Source organism: Actinacidiphila sp. bgisy160 (assembly GCF_057707815.1).
In genome coordinates this window covers 1-16,748 of the sequence record NZ_JBYIQW010000010.1, presented here as the reverse complement: position 1 = coordinate 16,748, position 16,748 = coordinate 1, and the positions used below count along the sequence as shown (strand labels likewise).

Genomic DNA, 16,748 nt, shown 5'->3' with positions numbered 1-16,748 from the left:
CGGTCAGCCCTGCAGCTTCACGACGTCGGCGGCGGCGCGGGAGGGACGCGAGGCGTACGGCGCGGCGTCGAGGGTGACGTCGTCGACGACCTCGCCGTCGAAGAGGCTGATCACCCGGTCCGCGGCGCTGGCCACCTTGGCGTCGTGTGTGACGAGCAGGATGGTCTGGCCGCGTTCGTGGCAGCGGGTCAGCAGCCGCAGCACCTCGCGGGTGCCCTTGCTGTCGAGGCTGCCGGTGGGCTCGTCGGCCAGCAGCAGGGCCGGGCGGTTGACCAGGGCCCGGGCGAGGGCGACCCGCTGCTGCTCACCGCCGGACAGGTCCGCGGGGGTGCTGTCCTCCTTGCCCGTCAGGCCGAGTTCGGCCAGCAGTTCCCGGCGTGCGGCGCGCACCTGGCGGGGGGAGCGGCCGGCGAGCAGGCCGGGCAGTTCGATGTTGTCGGCGACGGTGAGGGTGGAGACGAGGTTGAAGAACTGGAAGACGATGCCGACGCCGCGCCGGCGCAGTACCGCCCAGCGCGCCTCGCCGAGCTGGTCGACCCGCTGCCCGTCCAGCCATATCCGCCCCCGGTCGGGACGTTCGAGGCCGCCGAGCAGATGCAGGAGGGTGGACTTGCCGGCGCCGGAGGGGCCGGTGACGGCGACGAACTCGCCCGGCCGCACCTCCAGGTCGACCCCGCGCACGGCCCTGACCTCGCCGCCGTCCACGCGGTGCGTCTTGACCAGGCCCTCGACCCGGAGCATGTGCGGCGCCGCGGGGGGCGGCTCGGCCCTTCTCATTCCAGCTCCTCCTGGCAGCGCTCGAGCCAGTCGAGGTCCGCCTGCAGATGCAGCGTCGCGCCCTCGATCAGCAGCTGCGCGACGGTGTTGTCCCGGTCCTCCCCCGCGGCGAGCCGGGACATGGCGCGCATGAGGTTGAGGTAGTGGCGGCGCTGCATGTTGATCAGGGAGACCTGATCGGCCATGCCCGTGGCCGGGGCGAGGGCGAGTTTCATGAAGAACTCGTCGCGCACCCGCGGTTCGCTGGACGGCTCGTCGAACCAGGCGGCGACCGCCTCCCGCCCGGCGTCGGTGAGTTCGTAGATCCGCTTGTTGGGCCGGCCGGACTGGGTGACGTCCTCGCCCCGGATCAGCCCCGACTTCTCCAGGCGCGCCAGCGTCACGTAGATCTGGCCGATGTTCGGCTGAGGATAGGCAGCACCGAAAAGCTTCTCAAGTGCCGTTTTGAGCTCGTAACCATGGGCGGGCCCCTTGGCGAGGAGCGCCATGAGAGGAAGGCGCACGCTCGTCCTCCCTCCTCCCCGGCTACCTGCTTGTTAGGGGCCGCTCACCGGCCCGATCATCGATGAGCAGGCCATCTTGCCGCAATGGCTAGTATCGCGCATGTCCAACAGGTATACATGTCCCTTCGGACGACGACGCCGTCTCCGGAAGCGGGACCTGGAGGATCGTATGCGCTGGGCGCGGGCCGCGGGCAGGGCTCTGCTCGCCGCTGCCCTGCTGCTGACCGGGTACGCCTCCGCGGGCGCCCGCGCCGCCGACGGCCCGCCCGGCACGACGGGCCGGGGCCCGGTGACCCTGGCGACCGGACGCGACCTGACCGGGTACCTCCAGCACGTGCTGGACGGCTGGAACCGTGCCCACCCACTGGAGAAGGCGACCCTTGTCGAATTGCCCGAGGCGGCCGACGAGGTGCGGGCGCAGATGGCCGAAAGCCTGCGCTCCGGCAGCGACCGCTTCGACGTGCTCAACATCGACGTGGCCTGGACCTCGGAGTTCGCGGGCGCGGGCTGGATCGCGCCGGTCGACCCCCGCGGCCTGCCGATGGACCGGCTGCTGGACTCGGTGAAGAGCGCCGCCACCTTCCGCGGGCGGCTGTACGCGGTCCCGTACGTCACCAACGCCGGGCTGCTCTACTACCGCAAGGACATCCTCGACCGGGAGCATGTGGCCCCGCCGCGCACCTGGGCGGAGCTGGAGCGGCAGGCGAAGACCCTCGCCCCGAAGTACGGAATCGACGGCTATGCCGGGCAGTTCCTGCCCTACGAGGGGCTGACCGTCAACGTGACCGAGGCCGTGCAGTCGGCCGGGGGCGGCATCCTCGGCGGCGAGGGCAGCCGGGTCACCGTGGACTCCGCCGCCGCCCGCGAAGGTCTGGGCTTCCTGGTGCGCGGGGTGCGCGAGGGCTGGATCCCGCGCGAGGCGCTGCGCTTCAAGGAGGAGGAGTCCCGCCGGGCCTTCCAGGACGGCCGGCTGCTCTTCCTGCGCAACTGGCCCTACGTCTACGACCTCGCTTCGGCGCCGGGCTCGCGGGTGGCGGGACGCTTCGGCGCGGTGCCGCTGCCCGGCCCCGACGGGCCGGGGGCGAGCGTGTTGGGCGGGTCCAACCTGGCGGTCAACACGCACTCGCGGCATCCCCGGACGGCCGCCGACCTCATGGCCTACATGACGGGTGAGTCCGTGCAGCGGCAGGTGCTCACGGAGGGCTCGCTGCCGCCGGTGTGGGCCGATCTCTACCGGGACCCGGGGCTGGTGCGCCGCTACCCGTACCTGCCGGTGCTGGAACAGAGCCTGCGGGCCGCCAAGCCCCGCCCGAAGAGCGCCCGTTACGAGCAGGTGAGCCTGGCGGTGGCGGCGGTGGGCCGGGACGCGCTGGCGCTGCACACCACTCCGGAGCAGGCCGTCGCGCGGCTGGACCGCGAGCTGCGGGAGATCGTGCGGGACCGCTGATCCCGCGGTGCCCTTCGGTGGATGTCCACCACCACCTACTCACATGTTAAGTATCGGCCGTGATGCTCACGCGCCTGAGTCACTGCATTTACCCTCACAAATCAGTCCAGTAAGCGCCGTCTATCAGCAGTTCCGTTGACACCTTCCTGACATTGCTACTTAACATGCATGCATAACGAGCCACCCCGCGCGGCGCGCACTGTCGTGTTCGTCCGCGCGCCCGCAGTCAGGATGGTGACGGGTGTTCACAGCCCCTCTGGAGGACGGTTCCTCCACCGCCGCCGCCCCCTCCCCCGCACTCACCGCCGTACGCCCCTGGTGGCGCGACGCGGTGGTCTACCAGGTCTACGTGCGCAGCTTCCTGGACAGCACCGGCGACGGTGTCGGGGACCTGGCCGGCGTCCGGGCCGGTCTGCCCTACCTGCGCAAGCTGGGAGTCGACGGGATCTGGCTGAGCCCCTTCTACCCCTCGCCGCAGCACGACCACGGCTACGACGTCGCCGACTACACCGCCGTCGACCCGCTCTACGGCGACCTCGCGGAGTTCGACCGCCTCGTCGCCGACGCGCACCGGCTGGGTCTGCGCACCGTCCTCGACGTCGTGCCCAACCACTGCTCCACCGCCCACCCGTGGTTCCGCGATGCGCTGGGGCAAGGGCCGGGCGGCCCCGCCCGGTCGTTGTTCCACTTCGCCGACGGACGCGGCGAGCACGGCGAACTGCCGCCCAACAACTGGCGGGCGATGTTCGGCGGACCCGCGTGGACCCGGGTGTCCGAACCGGACGGCCGGCCCGGCCAGTGGTACCTGCACCTGTTCACCCCGGAGCAGCCCGACCTCAACTGGCGCGACCCGCGGGTCGGCGAGCACTTCGAGCACGTGCTGCGCTTCTGGCTGGACCGGGGCGTCGACGGCTTCCGCATCGACGTGGCGGCCGGCCTGTACAAGCACCCCGGCCTCCCCGACTCCCCCGACCCCGCGGCCGACGAGCGGTCCCGCGACTCCGTCAACCCGCTGGCCTGGAACCGCCCCGAGGTGCACGGCGTGTGGCGGCGGTGGCGCGAAATCTGCGAGGAGTACACCGCCCGCGACGGACGCGAACGCCTGCTGGTCGGCGAGGTCTCCGTCCCCACCCCGGCCGAACAGGCCCGCTACGTCCGCCCCGACGAGCTCCACCAGGCCTTCTTCTTCCACCTGCTGAGCGCGCCCTGGAGCGCGCGGGCGTTCCGCACGGCCATCGCCGAGGCGCTGCGCGACATCGCCGGGACCGGGTCCACCGTCACCTGGGTGCTCAACAACCACGATCAGGTCAGGACCGTCACCCGGTACGCTGGCGGCCCTGCCGGGCACTTCGGTGCCGCCCGGGCGCGGGCCGCGGCACTGCTGATGCTGGCGCTGCCGGGGGCCGCGTACATCTACCAGGGCGAGGAACTGGGGCTGCCCGAGGTCGTCGACCTGCCGGACGAGGTGCTGACCGACCCGATCTTCCACCGCACCGGCAGCCGCCGTTTCGTCCGGGACGGCTGCCGGGTGCCGCTGCCCTGGTCGGGCCACGCATCGCCGTTCGGCTTCACCGCCGAGGGCAGCACGGCCCGGCCCTGGCTGCCGCAGCCGGACTGGTTCGCCGAGCACAGTGCCGACCGCGCGCTGCTGGACACCGGTTCCTTCTGGCACCTGTACCGGGACGCGCTCGGCCTGCGGGCCCGGCTGCCCCAGCTCGGCGAGGGGACGCTGCGCTGGCTGGAGGCCCCGCCCGGAGTGCTCGCCTTCATCCGCGGCGAGGGCCTGGTCTGCGCCGTGAACTTCGGCGACGAACCGGTCCCCGCCCCGGTGCCCGGCCGGCCGCTGCTGTCCAGTGCCCCCTGCCCGCCCGGGGTTCTCCCCGGCAACGCCGCTGCCTGGTGGGTCCACGACCCGGCGCACACCTGACCGTTCCGCACCACCACACCACCCCACCGAAGAAGGGACACCACCTCTATGAAGCGCACCCTCGTCGCGGCCACCGCCATATGCGGTCTGGCGCTGGCGACCACCGCCTGCGGCGGTGACACCAAGGCCTCCTCCGACTCCGGCCCGGGAGCCGGCGGCCAGAAACTCAAGGGCCAGACGGTGACCGTCGCGGCCGTCTGGACCGGCGTCGAGCAGCAGAACTTCCAGAAGGTCCTGGACGGCTTCACCGCCAGGACCGGGGCGAAGGTGGCGTACGTCTCCACCGGCGACAACTTCGCGACCGTCCTGGGCAGCAAGATCGAGGGCGGGGACTCGCCCGACGTCGCGATGGTCCCGCAGCCCGGCGTGCTCAAGGAGTTCGCGGGCAAGGGCTGGCTGCAGCCGCTGTCGCCGGACGTGAAGGGCGCCGCGGAGAAGAACTACGCCAAGATCTGGCAGACCTTCGGCACGGTCGACGGCACCTACTACGGCCTGTACTTCAAGACGTCCGACAAGTCGACGGTCTGGTACAGCCCGCAGGCGCTGGAGACGGCGGGCGTGCAGCCGCCCAAGACCTTCGCGGAGATGCTGGACGCCGCCCGCGCCGTCTCCGACTCGGGCCTGCCCGCCTTCGCCGTCGGCGGCTCGGACGGCTGGACGCTCACCGACTGGTTCGAGAACGTCTACCTCTCCCAGGCCGGGCCGGAGAACTACGACAAGCTGACCCGGCACGAGATCCCCTGGAGCGACCCCACCGTCGTCAAGGCGCTCACCACCTTGTCCCAGCTGTTCGGCGAGGACGACCTGCTCGCGGGCGGCCGCAAGGGCGCCCTGGCCACCAGCTTCCCGGACTCCGTCGCGCACGTCTTCGGCAAGAGCCCCAAGGCCGGCCTGGTCTACGAGGGCGACTTCGTCGGCGGCGTCATCTCGGGTGACCTGGGCGGCAAGGTCGGCGAGGACGCCAAGTTCTTCCCGTTCCCCTCCGTCGACGGCGGCCCGGCGCCGGTGGTCGGCGGCGGCGAGGCCGCCGTGGCGCTGAAGTCCGGCAAGAACGCCAAGGCGGCCATGGAGCTGATCTCCTATCTGGCCACTCCCGAGGCCGCGGAGATCTGGGCGAAGGCGGGCGGCTTCCTGTCCCCCAACACCAAGCTGGACCCCGCCGCCTACGCGGACGACACGCTGCGCACGGCCGCCAAGTCCCTGGTCGACGCCGGTGACACGGTGCGCTTCGACATGTCCGACCAGACCCCGCCGGCCTTCGGTGGCACGCCCGGCAAGGGCGAGTGGAAGATCCTCCAGGACTTCCTGCGCGACCCGTCGGACCCCAAGGCCACCGCGGCGAAGCTCGAGGCCGCGGCCGCCAAGGCGTACAAGGGCTGAGGCCGGGTCATGTCCGCCCTCACCCGCAAGGTGCCGTCCGCTCCGGCGGGCGGCACCGCCCCGGCCTCCGTCCGGCGGCGATCGCGCCGGGCCAAGATCACGGCGATCGCCTTCGCGCTCCCGGCGCTCGCCCTGCTCGGCGCCCTCGTCGGCTATCCCATCCTCTTCTCGGTCGGCCGCAGCCTGTTCGACGCGAGCGGCGACCGCTTCGTGGGGCTGGCCAACTACCAGGAGATGTTCAGCGACCCGGCCACCTTGAAGGCCGTCCGCAACACCGCGATCTGGGTCGTGGCCGCGCCGGCGCTGCTCACCGGCGTCGGCCTGGTGCTGGCCGTGCTCACCGAGAAGATCCGCTGGGCCACCGCCTTCAAGCTGCTGATCTTCATGCCGATGGCGGTCTCCTTCCTCGCCGCGGGCATCACCTTCCGGTTGGTGTACGACCAGGACCCGCAGCGCGGCGTCATGAACGCGGTCGCCGTCACCGTCCACGACACCTTCACCGACTCCTCCGCCTACCCCGGCGCCCGCCCCCGCGGCACGGACGTGCTGAAGGGATCCGGCGACGGCGGCTACCGGGCGGTCGCGCAGGTGGAGCCCGGCAAGGACGTCACGCTGGGCCTGGTCGGCCTGCCGCCCACGTCCCTCCCCGCGAGGGCCCGTCCGGCCGCGCCGGCGCAGGCCTCCGACGACGCCGTCACCGGCGTGGTCTACCTCGACTTCGTCCCGGGCGGCGGGGGCACGCCCGGCACCGTCGACCCCCAGGAACGCGGCCTGCCGCACATGACCGTCGAGCTGACCAAGGGCGATGCCGTGGTCGCCACCACGACCACCGGCGACGACGGCTCCTTCCGCTTCCCGGACGCGCGAGGCGGCCCCTACGGCGTCCGGCTGCCCGGGAAGAACTTCGCGGAGCCGTACGCGGGCATCGACTGGCTCGGCCCGACACTGATCACGCCGGCGATCATCGGCGCCTACCTGTGGATCTGGACCGGCTTCTCGATGGTGCTGATCGGCGCGGGACTGTCCTCACTGCCGCGCGAGACGCTGGAGGCCGCCCGGATGGACGGCGCGAGCGAGTGGCAGATCTTCCGCAGGATCACCGTGCCGCTGCTCGCGCCCGTGCTGAGCGTGGTCTTCGTGACGCTGGTGATCAACGTGATGAAGGTCTTCGACCTCGTCTACATCATCGCGCCGGGCCCGGTGCTGGAGGACGCCAACGTCCTGGCGCTGCAGATGTGGCTGGTCTCCTTCGGCGGCGGCAACAACCAGGGCCTGGGCAGCGCGATCGGCGTCGTCCTGCTGCTGCTGGTACTGCCCGCCATGGCCCTCAACATCCGACGCTTCCGCAGGAGCAACCGATGACCGTGCAGACCGCCGCTCCGCGCCCCGCTCCGCCCGCCCCGCCGGCCGGCCGGGCCCCCGGGCGTCCCTCCGTGGCGGCACGGCTGGTCCAGGTGCTGCGCGGAGGGCTCGTCCAGGTGCTGCTGACGGTCGTCGCGCTGGTCTGGCTCACCCCGACCGCCGGACTGTTCGTCTCCTCGCTGCGGAACTCCGACGACAACGCCGGATCCGGCTGGTGGACCGCGCTCCTTCATCCCGGGTCGCTGACCTTCGACAACTACTCCGCGATCCTCGGGGACAGCGGGATCACCCAGGCGTTCTGGAACACCGTGCTGATCTCGGTGCCCGCCACGGCGGCCGTGGTGGTCCTCGCGGCACTGGCCGGGTACGCCTTCGCCTGGCTGGAGTTCCCGGGGCGCGACTGGGTCTTCCTGGTCGTCGTGGGGATGCTCGTGGTGCCGGTGCAGATCGGGCTGCTGCCGGTGGCCAGGCTGTTCCGGGAGGTCGGCCTGTTCGGCACGACAGCGGGCGTGGTCCTCTTCCACGTGGCGTACGGGCTGCCGTTCGCGATCTTCCTGCTGCGCAACTACTTCGCCGAGATCCCGCGCGAGATGCTGGAGGCCGCCCGCATGGACGGCGGATCGGAATGGATGATCTTCCGGAAGCTGGTGCTGCCGGTGGGCCGTCCGGCGATCGCGAGCCTGGCCATCTTCCAGTTCCTGTGGGTCTGGAACGACATGCTGGTCGCGCTGATCTTCGCCGACGCCGGTTCGCAGCCGCTCACGGTCGCCCTGCAGTCGCAGATGCGGCAGTTCGGCGCCAACATCGACGTGCTGGCGCCGGGCGCCTTCCTGTCGCTGATCGTGCCGCTGGTGGTCTTCTTCGCCTTCCAGCGGCACTTCGTGGAGGGGGTCATGGCCGGATCGGTGAAGTAGCGGCCGGGACGCCGCGAGGGCGGCGCGCGGCACGTGCGGCGAGTGCGGCACGTCACCGACGGAGCCGTTCGAGTGCCGCGTCGGTGAGGACGGCCTCACGGGTCTCGGCGCCCATGGCGAGGACGGTACGGGGACGGTGGTGCGCACCGGTCACATGACGGCTCCCGCTGTGAGACCTGGGAACAGGTTGAACGGGCGCCATCATTCGCACGGGGCCGGGTGACGTCAAGGGCGGACCCGGCCCGGTCGATCCGGACGAAGGACACGCTCACGGAGCGCTCACGGACCGCTCGCCGGACGCTCGCCGCGCGCGGGCGGCGCCGGCAGGGGGTACCGGGCCGGGAGCCGAGCCGGCCCGGTACCCCCATCCTCGGTCAGCGGCCCGCGGTGAGCACCTGCTCGTAGCCCGGCAGGACGACGTCGCGGATGATCGCGTTCCGCTCGTCGAAGGGAACGAACGCGCTCTTGAGCGCGTTGACGGTGACCTCGCGCAGGTCCTTCGCCGTCCAGCCGGCCTCGGTGACGAGCAGTTCCATCTCGCGGGTCATGGTGGTCGCCGAGACCAGCCGGTTGTCGGTGTTGAGGGTGACGCGGAAGCCGAGGTCGCGCAGGAGGGTGACGGGGTGCTCCGCGATCGAGGTGGCGGCGCCGGTCTGCAGGTTGGAGGTCGGGCAGATCTCCAGCGCGATGCGGCGGTCGCGTATCCAGCCCGCGAGGCGGCCGAGCTTGCCGTCGACGATGTCCTCGGTGAGGCGGACGCCGTGGCCGATCCGCAGCGCGCCGCAGACCTGCACCGCCTGGTGGATGCTGGGCAGGCCGTGGGCCTCGCCCGCGTGGATGGTGAAGGGCACGTTCTCGCGGCGCAGGTACTCGAAGGCGGCGAGGTGGTCGGCGGGCGGGAAGCCGTCCTCGGCGCCCGCGATGTCGAAGCCGACGACGCCCGAGCCGCGGTGGGCGACGGCGAGGCCGGCCACCTCGCGGCTGCGGTCGGTCATGCGCATCGCGCACAGCAGGGTCCCCACGCGGACCGGCGTGCCCGCGGCGGCGGCCTTCGCCATGCCGGCGGCCAGGCCCTCCTGGACGGTCTCGACGACCTCGGCGAGGGTGAGGCCGCGGTGCACCAGCAGCTCGGGGGCGTAGCGCACCTCTCCGTAGACGACGCCGTCGGCGGCGAGGTCCAGGACGTACTCCTCCGCGACGCGCAGCAGGCCCTCGCGGGTGCCCATCACGGCGATGGTGTGCTCGAAGGTGGCGATGTAGCGGACCAGGTCGCCGGAGTTGGCGGCGTCGTAGTACCAGGCGGCCAGCTCGCCGGGGTCGGTGGCGGGCAGCACGTGGCCGATCCCGGCGGCCAGTTCGAGCAGGGTGGCCGGGCGCAGGCCGCCGTCCAGGTGGTCGTGGAGGACGGCCTTGGGGAGCCGGCGTATCAGGTCGGTGTCGAGGGCGGTCACGCGGTGTGCTCCTGGTCGGTGGGGGCGGTGGCGGCGGGCTGGAGGAGGTCCCAGCGGTTCCCGTACGGGTCCTGGAAGACGACGACCGAGCCGTACACCTCATGGCGGGGCTCCTCCAGGAAGGTCACCCCCGCGGCGCGCATCCGCGCGTGGTCGCCCGCGAAGTCCTCGGTGTGCAGGAAGAAGCCGACCCGTCCGCCGGTCTGGTCGCCGACCCGTGACAGCTCCGCGTCGTTCTTGGCGCGGGCGAGCAGCAGCCCGCTGCCCGCGGCGCCACCGGGCGGACGCACGACGACCCAACGGCTGCCGCCGGGGCGCGGCTCGTCCTCGACGAGCTCGAAGCCGAGGGCGCCGGTGTAGAAGGCGATGGCCTCGTCGTAGTCGCGGACGACGAGGGTGACCAGGGCGATACGGGACATGCGCGCACGTTATACGTAACACCACGACCCGGGCAAGACGCCTCCGGGCGCGTGCGGGCGCCCGCCTCCCTCCGGACCGCCCGCAGCGCTCACGCTCCGCACGCCCGCGGCGTCGTGCCGGGTACGGGTGCGGCGCACACCCCGTGCGGACCGGTCCGGCACCGGCACGCCACCGCCCAGCCGGGCCCCGCCCGCGACATGACGGCGTGGCCGAGCCCGGCCGCCGTCACGCACAGCACCGCGAACACCGCCGCGAACACCCGGCGCGTACGGGGCGGAAAGCGGGCCCGAAGGTCATGGCCAGCCATGGCGCCCAAAGCACCGCACCGGGGCCACACGTCCCGAACTCCCTCTCCCCCAGGGCCGCGTGATTCCCGTGAATCACTTTCATGGGTGCGGGGCCGCGGCGAAGGCCCCGCCGACCCGTTGGCGCTCCTCCTGGCCGGGGTCTGTTCCTCGCGGCGGGTGTGTGGCTCCTGACCGCGACGGCCAGGGACACCCTGGCCGTGCGCTCCGGCTTGCCGGCCGGCATCAAGGGAAGGCCGCTGGGCCACTGTTGCCACGGTGGTACCGAGTATGGTTCCGAGGGGCGATGATCCGACCGGTCACAGCGCGTCGTCACCGTGCCGTCAGGCGAGGAGGGGGACACGTGTGCGATCACGTCATGACATGAGCGTAGTCTGTGTGACCCTCACCGCTCCGCGGTGACCTGGTCGACCACTCGCAACACTGTTACGGGCATCGAGAACGGGGGGCATGGTGCCGGGCTTCGTCTTGCTGCGCCTGCGCGCGCACCGGCTGCTGCTCGCTGCCGCACTGCTGTCTGTCGTCCTGACCACGTGCGCCGTGGCCGCGCTCGCCGCGTTCAGCGGCGCGGTGGGGGACGCGGGGCTGCGGCGCGCGCTTCAGGGGCCATCAGCCGCCAGGAGCCTGATCGACGTGACCTCCGAAGTGGCGGAGCAGGACGCGGGGCGGCTCGACTCCACGGTGCGCAAGACCCTGGCGGGGGCCTACGACGGGCTGCCGGTGCGGGTCTGGTCCAGCACCCGCTCCGGCGCGTACGGGCTGCCGCGGAGCCTGCGCCCGGCGGACGCGCCGCGGTCGGACAACCCCGACCTCACCCTGCTCGCCACGTTCGACCGCTCCCGGGTCACCATGGTCGGCGGGACCTTCCCGGGCGCGCCGAAGGCCGCGGGTCCGGTGCCGGTCGCGCTGCCCGACACGGCCGCACAGGCCCTCGGTGTGACGCCCGGCGACGTGATCACGCTCGCCGACCGGCGCAACGGACCGTCGCTGCGCGTGCGGCTGACCGGCCTGTACCGGCCCGCGGACCCGGCCGCGCTGTACTGGCGGCTCGACCCGCTGGAGGGACGCGGCGTGCGGACGCTGTCGTTCACCACCTACGGCCCGATGCTCGTGGACCCGCGGGCGTTCACCGCGGACGCGGTCCCGGCCGCCGAGGTCCAGTGGACGGCAGGCGCCGACTTCTCCGCGATGACCACCGCCCGCCTCGACCGCGTCGGCCAGGACGTCCGGCGGACGGTGGGGCGGCTCGACGGCACGGTGCTGAACGGGGACACGACGGCCGACAGCGAGCTGCCCGCCCTGGCGGACGACCTGAGCCGCAATCTGCTGGTCAGCCGCTCCACCCTGCTCATCAGCGCGTTGCAGCTGGCCGTGCTCGCGGGTCTGGCCCTGATGCTCGTCGCGGGTCTGCTCGCCACCGAACGCTCCGAGGAGACCGCCCAGCTGCGGGCCCGCGGCGGTTCCCGGTCCCGCGTCGCGGGCCTGGCCGCCACCGAGGCGCTGCTGCTGGCGCTGCCGGCGGCGGTGCTGGCACCGCCGCTGGCCGGACCGCTGGTGCGGCTGCTCGCCGGACACGGGGCCCTGGCGCGGGCGGACGTGCACCTGGACGTACCGACCGCGACGGCCTGGTGGGCGGGCTTGCTGGCCGCGCTCGCGTGTGCCGTCGCGGTGGCCTCGCCGGCGCTGCGCCGCACGGGCACGTACGCGGGCGAGCGGGAGGCACGCTCCCGCAAGGGCGCGCTGCCGGGTGCCGTGCAGTCGGGCACCGACCTCGCACTGCTGCTCGTAGCGGGCCTGGGTTACTGGCAGCTGTCCCGGCGCGACGGCGGGACGGGCGCGCTGTCGACCGACACCGCCGGCAAGCTCAGCCTCGATCCGGTCCTGATCGTGGCCCCCGCGATCTGCCTGCTGGCCGGAGCGGTACTCGCGCTGCGCCTGCTGCCGGCGGCCGCCCGCCTCGGCGAGCGGCTGGCTTCCGGGTCCCGCGGCCTGCCCACCGCACTGGCCGGATGGCAGCTGGCCCGGCGGACCGGCCGCGGCGCCGTCCCGGCCCTGCTGCTGGTCCTCGCGGTGTCGATCAGCATGTTCGCGATCGGCGAGAACGCGAGCTGGGAGCGGTCCCAGCGCGACCAGGCCGATTTCACCGTCGGCGCGGACGTCCGCGTCGCCGCCACCTCCACCCTGCCCTTCGGTCAGGGCGGCGTGTACGACCACATCCCCGGGATCGCCGCGGTGACCCCGGCGAACCGCAGCACCGTGCCGCTGCCCCGGGGCCGCGAGGCCACCGTGCTCTCGCTGGACGCCGCCACGGCCGCCAAGGTCACCGACCTGCGCGACGACCTCTCCGACCGGCCGTTCCGGGACCTGCTGCGCTCCCTGAGCCCACAGGACGCCGCCTCGCGAGAAGCCGGATTCACGCTGCCCAAGAGCACGGCCCGCCTTCTCCTGACGGTCCGCCTGCAAGCCTTGGACTTCCGCGGCCGACCCACCGTGAGTGGCGTCACCACCCGCCTTTCGGCGACATTCACGGACCGCTTCGGCGTCCCCTACACGATCGCCCTGGGCAAGGTCCCCGCCGACGGCGGACGGCACGTCGTGGTGGCGGACATCGCCGCCGAGGCCGGCCGGGCCGCCGGGGCCGGCCCGGCCGGTCCGCTGCGGCTGACCGGGCTCAAGGCCGAGTACGCGGTGCCCCAGGGCACCGAGCACCACCGCTTGTCCCTCGTGCGCCTGCAGGCGGAGTCCGACGACGGCTCCGCGCAGGCCGTCCCAGTGCCGGGGGACTCGTCGTGGCAGGCACGCGCCACCATGGGCAACCCGGACTTCGCCGAGGACGCGAACCACCGCGTCGCCACAGCGGACACCCCTCGCTCCGACGCGCGGACGCCGCTCACCATCGAGTACGACACCGGACAGATGCTCCCCGGGGGCTATTTCGCGGCCGGCTTCGACGAGGCGTCCGTGACCGTGACCTCGGGCCCGAAGGCCCCGGCCGCGTTGACGGGAGTCGCCACCGACTCCTTCCTGCGGGCGGTCGGCGCCGAGGTGGGCGACTCGGTGCAGATCCAGCTGGCCGGCGTGACCGTGCCGGTCCGCGTCACCGCCGCCGTGCGTGCCCTGCCCACCGCCACGGCCACGACCTCGGACACCGACGGCGGGGCGCTGCTGCTGGACCTGCGCTCGGTGAACACCCTGCTGAACAGCACCGGCCGCGGCTCACTGGTGCCCGGCGAGTGGTGGCTGGCGGCCGAGCCCGGCGCGACCGCCCACGTCGCCTCCGCCCTGCGGGCCCGCGGCGACATCACCTCGCTCCTGGTCCGCGACGAGCAGCGGACCGAACTGCAACGGGACCCGCTCGGCGCCGGGCCGCTGTCCGCGCTGCCCGCCGCCGTGGCGACCGCCGCGGTGCTGGCCGCGGTCGGCTACGTCGTCGCGGCGGCCGGCGCACTGCGCGAACGCTCCCAGGAATTCGCGATGCTGCGGGCCCTGGGCACCCCGCGCCGCTGGCTCGCCCGGGTGATCGCCGCCGAACAGGGCCTGCTGGTCCTGGTCGCCGTCGGCGTCGGCGCCGTACTCGGCGGGCTGCTGACCCGCCTGGTCGTCCCCCTGATCATCCTGACGGCGCACGCGGAGAACCCGGTACCCGGCGTCCGGGTGGAACTGCCGTCCGGCCCGCTGGCCCTGCTGCTGATCACCGTCACCGCGCTGCCCCTGCTCGGCGTCATGCTGACGGCATCGCGGTCCGCCGACCCGGCCCAGGCGCTGCGGCGCCAAGGAGGTGAATGACGTGGCCGAGCCCCATACCCAGCGCAGCGGTGACGTCTCCTGGATCCGCGCCCGGCTGCGCGCCGCCCCCGGCGGGACGCTCGCCCTGGCCGCACTGGTGCTGGTGACCGCGTTCCTGGTGGCCGCGCTGCCACGAGCCGTCGACGGCTACGAGGACACCGCACTGCGCGACACGGTGTCACACGCGCCGCTGCCGGGGCGAAGCGTCACCATGTCGCTCCAGGTGTCACGGCTGTCCGTCCCCTTCGACCCCGAGGCCCTGCTGACCTCCACGTCGCTGAAGGAGACGGAGAAGGAGTTCCAGAAACTCGTACGGCCCCCGCTGACCCTGGAACGGGACCAGACCGTCTACGGCGTGAGCTCCGTGGACACGTCCGCCACCGACCCCGGCCTGCCCCGGATACCCGGTGACACCCCGCTCCCCCCGAAGGGCACCCTCGTGGCCCAGCCGGACCTGGCGGCGAACACCCGCCTGGTCGAGGGACGCCTGCCGCACCCCCGCGCCGACGACCGAAGCGTCGAAGCGGTGATCACCGACCGCACGGCCAAGGTCATGAAGCTGCGCACCGGCTCGGCGTTCCACCTCCAGGACCCCCTCGGATCCGTCATGACCGTCCGGGTCACCGGCATCGTCGCACCCCGGACAGCCGGCGCGGCCTGGTGGAACGCGGAGCCCGACCTGCGCAGGCCCAGTCTGGCCGTGCTGCCGAACCCGAAGCAGGGCGGCGATCCCATCCAGTACTGGCACTTCACCGCCCTCATCCACGAGAGCTCCACGAACGTCCTGCTCGGCCTGCAGGACGGCGCGCGGGCCTACTGGCACCACCCTGCCGACATCGGCGCGCTCACCGCGCACGACGTCCCCGCGCTGCGCGACCGGCTCTCCGCGCTGACGGCGGGCCCGGCCGCGGCACATCTGCAGACCAAGCAGCGCGGCCTGCACGTCGAGGAGCAGGGACTCGCCGAACGCCTCGGTCCCTTCGCCGACGAGCGCGCCGCCGCCCAGCCGCTGGTGCTGGTCGCCGCCGTCGGCGTGGGCACCGTGGCCGTCGTGGTCCTGCTGATGGCGGCGGGCCTGTCGGCGAACCGGCGCAGGGCCGAGTTCACACTGCTGCGGGCCCGCGGCATCAGCATGACCTCGCTGACCGGCCGGCTGCTGGCGGAGAGCGCCGCGGTCGCGGTGCCCTCCGCGGCGGCGGGGCTGGCCCTGGCCCTGCTCCTGCTGCCGGCCGAACGCGCGGCGCTCGCCGTCTTGTCCTCCGCCGCCGTGGCCCTCGTGGCCTCGGTGAGCCTGCCGCTGCGCGCGGCGGCCACGGCCCGCCGGCCGCGCCCCGGACAGCGTGAGGACATCGTCGCGGCCCGGCCCTCCCGGCGCCGCACGGTGGCCGAGCTGGCGGTGGTGGCCGTCGTCACCGGCTCCGTGGTGGCGCTGCGACAGCGCGGCACGGCCGACGGCGGCGCGGACGTGCTGACCGCCGCGGCGCCGGTGCTGCTGGCCGCGGTCACCGCGCTGATCATGCTGCGGCTCTACCCCTGGCCGGTACGGCTGCTGGCGCGGCCCTTCGCACGGCTCGACGGGGCCGTGCTGCACCTGGGCCTGGCCCGGGCCGGACGCGCCCCCTCCACGACGGCACTGCCCCTGCTGGCCGTACTGGTCGCGCTCACCGTCACCTCCTTCGGCGGGGCCGTCCTCGCCGGCGTGGAGTCGGGACGCGACCACGCCGCGGTGACCTCGGTCGGCGCGGACGCCCGCGTGCAGACCCTCGGCGCCCTGCCGCGAGGACTCGACGCCCAGGTCCGGAAGATCGCGGGGGTCCGCGAGGTCACCGGCGTCCGGATCGAACCCGGGCAGCAGATCATGAGCAGCCGTACCCGGTTCGACCTGCTGGTCGTCGATCCGAAGCCGTACGCCCGGCTCGTGGCGGCCACCGGACTGGGCTCCTCGTTCCCCGCCGGCAAGCTCGACTCGGGCACGTCGCAAGCCCTCCCCGCCATCGCCTCCCCCGCGGTCGCGCGAACCTTCGGGAACGGCGTCGGCGACCCGGAGACCGTCAGGTCCTCGGTCGGGCGGATCATGGTGCACATCGTGGCCACGCAGGACGCCACCCCGGCAGCCCCCAACCACGAGTTCCTCATCGTGTCGAGGGCCGCCCTGGCGAAGGCGGCACCCGCGACCAAGGAACCGGCGCACGGCCCCTCGGCGCTGTACGCGACGGGCACCGGCATCGACGTACGGGCGCTGCGCGCCGTCGTCACCAAGACCGCGCCCGGGGCGCAGGTCACGCTGCGGACCGAGCTGCGCGCCTCCTACGGCAGGACCTCGGCCCTGCAATCGGGCGCGCGACGGGTGTACGTGGCGGCGGTGGCCACCAGCGCCGGCTACAGCGTGCTGGCGTTGCTGCTCTCGCTGCTGCACAACGCGCCGCAGCGCAAGGCGCTGCTGGCGCGGCTGCGCACGATGGGCATGACGGGCCGG

11 protein-coding genes are annotated in these 16,748 nt (G+C 73.3%); 7 read left to right on the top strand and 4 right to left on the bottom strand.

Going from position 1 to position 16,748, the window contains the following annotated elements; translation table 11 throughout:
- Positions 1-3: 3 nt before the first annotated feature.
- Both AC3EUJ_RS11540 and AC3EUJ_RS11535 read right to left on the bottom strand, forming a co-directional pair.
- A complete protein-coding gene (locus tag AC3EUJ_RS11540) occupies positions 4-777 on the bottom strand; it encodes an ABC transporter ATP-binding protein (RefSeq protein ID WP_431960990.1) in 774 nt (257 codons plus the stop codon).
- Complete coding sequence (locus AC3EUJ_RS11535) at positions 774-1,280, bottom strand: PadR family transcriptional regulator (RefSeq protein ID WP_431960989.1); 507 nt, start codon at positions 1,278-1,280, stop codon at positions 774-776. The genes AC3EUJ_RS11540 and AC3EUJ_RS11535 overlap by 4 nt, the downstream gene beginning before the upstream one ends.
- A 169-nt stretch (positions 1,281-1,449) precedes the next feature.
- Here AC3EUJ_RS11535 and AC3EUJ_RS11530 point away from each other — a divergent pair, with 169 nt between their 5' ends.
- The 5 genes from AC3EUJ_RS11530 (at position 1,450) to AC3EUJ_RS11510 (ending at position 8,310) form a co-directional block, all read left to right on the top strand.
- Positions 1,450-2,727: an ABC transporter substrate-binding protein gene (locus AC3EUJ_RS11530; protein WP_431960988.1), complete on the top strand. Its 1,278-nt coding sequence runs from the start codon at positions 1,450-1,452 to the stop codon at positions 2,725-2,727.
- Between the two features lie 241 nt (positions 2,728-2,968).
- Entirely contained in the window at positions 2,969-4,654 is a 1,686-nt protein-coding gene (locus AC3EUJ_RS11525) for a glycoside hydrolase family 13 protein (protein WP_431960987.1), read from the top strand.
- Between the two features lie 48 nt (positions 4,655-4,702).
- Positions 4,703-6,034: an ABC transporter substrate-binding protein gene (locus AC3EUJ_RS11520; protein ID WP_431960986.1), complete on the top strand. Its 1,332-nt coding sequence runs from the start codon at positions 4,703-4,705 to the stop codon at positions 6,032-6,034.
- A 9-nt stretch (positions 6,035-6,043) separates the two neighbouring features.
- A complete protein-coding gene (locus AC3EUJ_RS11515; protein WP_431960985.1) occupies positions 6,044-7,396 on the top strand; it encodes an ABC transporter permease subunit in 1,353 nt (450 codons plus the stop codon).
- The gene (locus tag AC3EUJ_RS11510; protein WP_431960984.1) at positions 7,393-8,310 is read left to right on the top strand and encodes a carbohydrate ABC transporter permease; all 918 of its coding nucleotides are present in this window, start codon (positions 7,393-7,395) and stop codon (positions 8,308-8,310) included. Before AC3EUJ_RS11515 ends, AC3EUJ_RS11510 begins: the two co-directional genes overlap by 4 nt.
- A 374-nt stretch (positions 8,311-8,684) precedes the next feature.
- Here the strand turns inward: AC3EUJ_RS11510 and AC3EUJ_RS11505 are convergent, their stop codons facing one another.
- Both AC3EUJ_RS11505 and AC3EUJ_RS11500 read right to left on the bottom strand, forming a co-directional pair.
- A complete protein-coding gene (locus AC3EUJ_RS11505) occupies positions 8,685-9,761 on the bottom strand; it encodes an adenosine deaminase (RefSeq protein ID WP_431960983.1) in 1,077 nt (358 codons plus the stop codon).
- Positions 9,758-10,180 (bottom strand): VOC family protein, encoded by a 423-nt coding sequence (locus AC3EUJ_RS11500; RefSeq protein WP_431960982.1) that lies wholly within the window; start codon positions 10,178-10,180, stop codon positions 9,758-9,760. Before AC3EUJ_RS11500 ends, AC3EUJ_RS11505 begins: the two co-directional genes overlap by 4 nt.
- 756 nt (positions 10,181-10,936) lie before the next feature.
- Here AC3EUJ_RS11500 and AC3EUJ_RS11495 point away from each other — a divergent pair.
- Together AC3EUJ_RS11495 and AC3EUJ_RS11490 are read left to right on the top strand one after the other, a co-directional pair.
- Entirely contained in the window at positions 10,937-14,272 is a 3,336-nt protein-coding gene (locus tag AC3EUJ_RS11495; RefSeq protein WP_431960981.1) for an FtsX-like permease family protein, read from the top strand.
- Between the two features lies 1 nt (position 14,273).
- A partial coding sequence (locus AC3EUJ_RS11490; RefSeq protein WP_431960980.1) for an ABC transporter permease occupies positions 14,274-16,748 on the top strand: 2,475 nt, incomplete at its 3' end.

Coding starts and splice junctions, on each gene's coding strand:
- AC3EUJ_RS11540 (WP_431960990.1), bottom strand. CDS start 777: ATGAGAAGGGCCGAGCCGCCCCCCGCGGCGCCGCACATGCTCCGGGTC.
- AC3EUJ_RS11530 (WP_431960988.1), top strand. CDS start 1,450: ATGCGCTGGGCGCGGGCCGCGGGCAGGGCTCTGCTCGCCGCTGCCCTG.
- AC3EUJ_RS11520 (WP_431960986.1), top strand. CDS start 4,703: ATGAAGCGCACCCTCGTCGCGGCCACCGCCATATGCGGTCTGGCGCTG.
- AC3EUJ_RS11515 (WP_431960985.1), top strand. CDS start 6,044: ATGTCCGCCCTCACCCGCAAGGTGCCGTCCGCTCCGGCGGGCGGCACC.
- AC3EUJ_RS11510 (WP_431960984.1), top strand. CDS start 7,393: ATGACCGTGCAGACCGCCGCTCCGCGCCCCGCTCCGCCCGCCCCGCCG.
- AC3EUJ_RS11500 (WP_431960982.1), bottom strand. CDS start 10,180: ATGTCCCGTATCGCCCTGGTCACCCTCGTCGTCCGCGACTACGACGAG.
- AC3EUJ_RS11495 (WP_431960981.1), top strand. CDS start 10,937: ATGGTGCCGGGCTTCGTCTTGCTGCGCCTGCGCGCGCACCGGCTGCTG.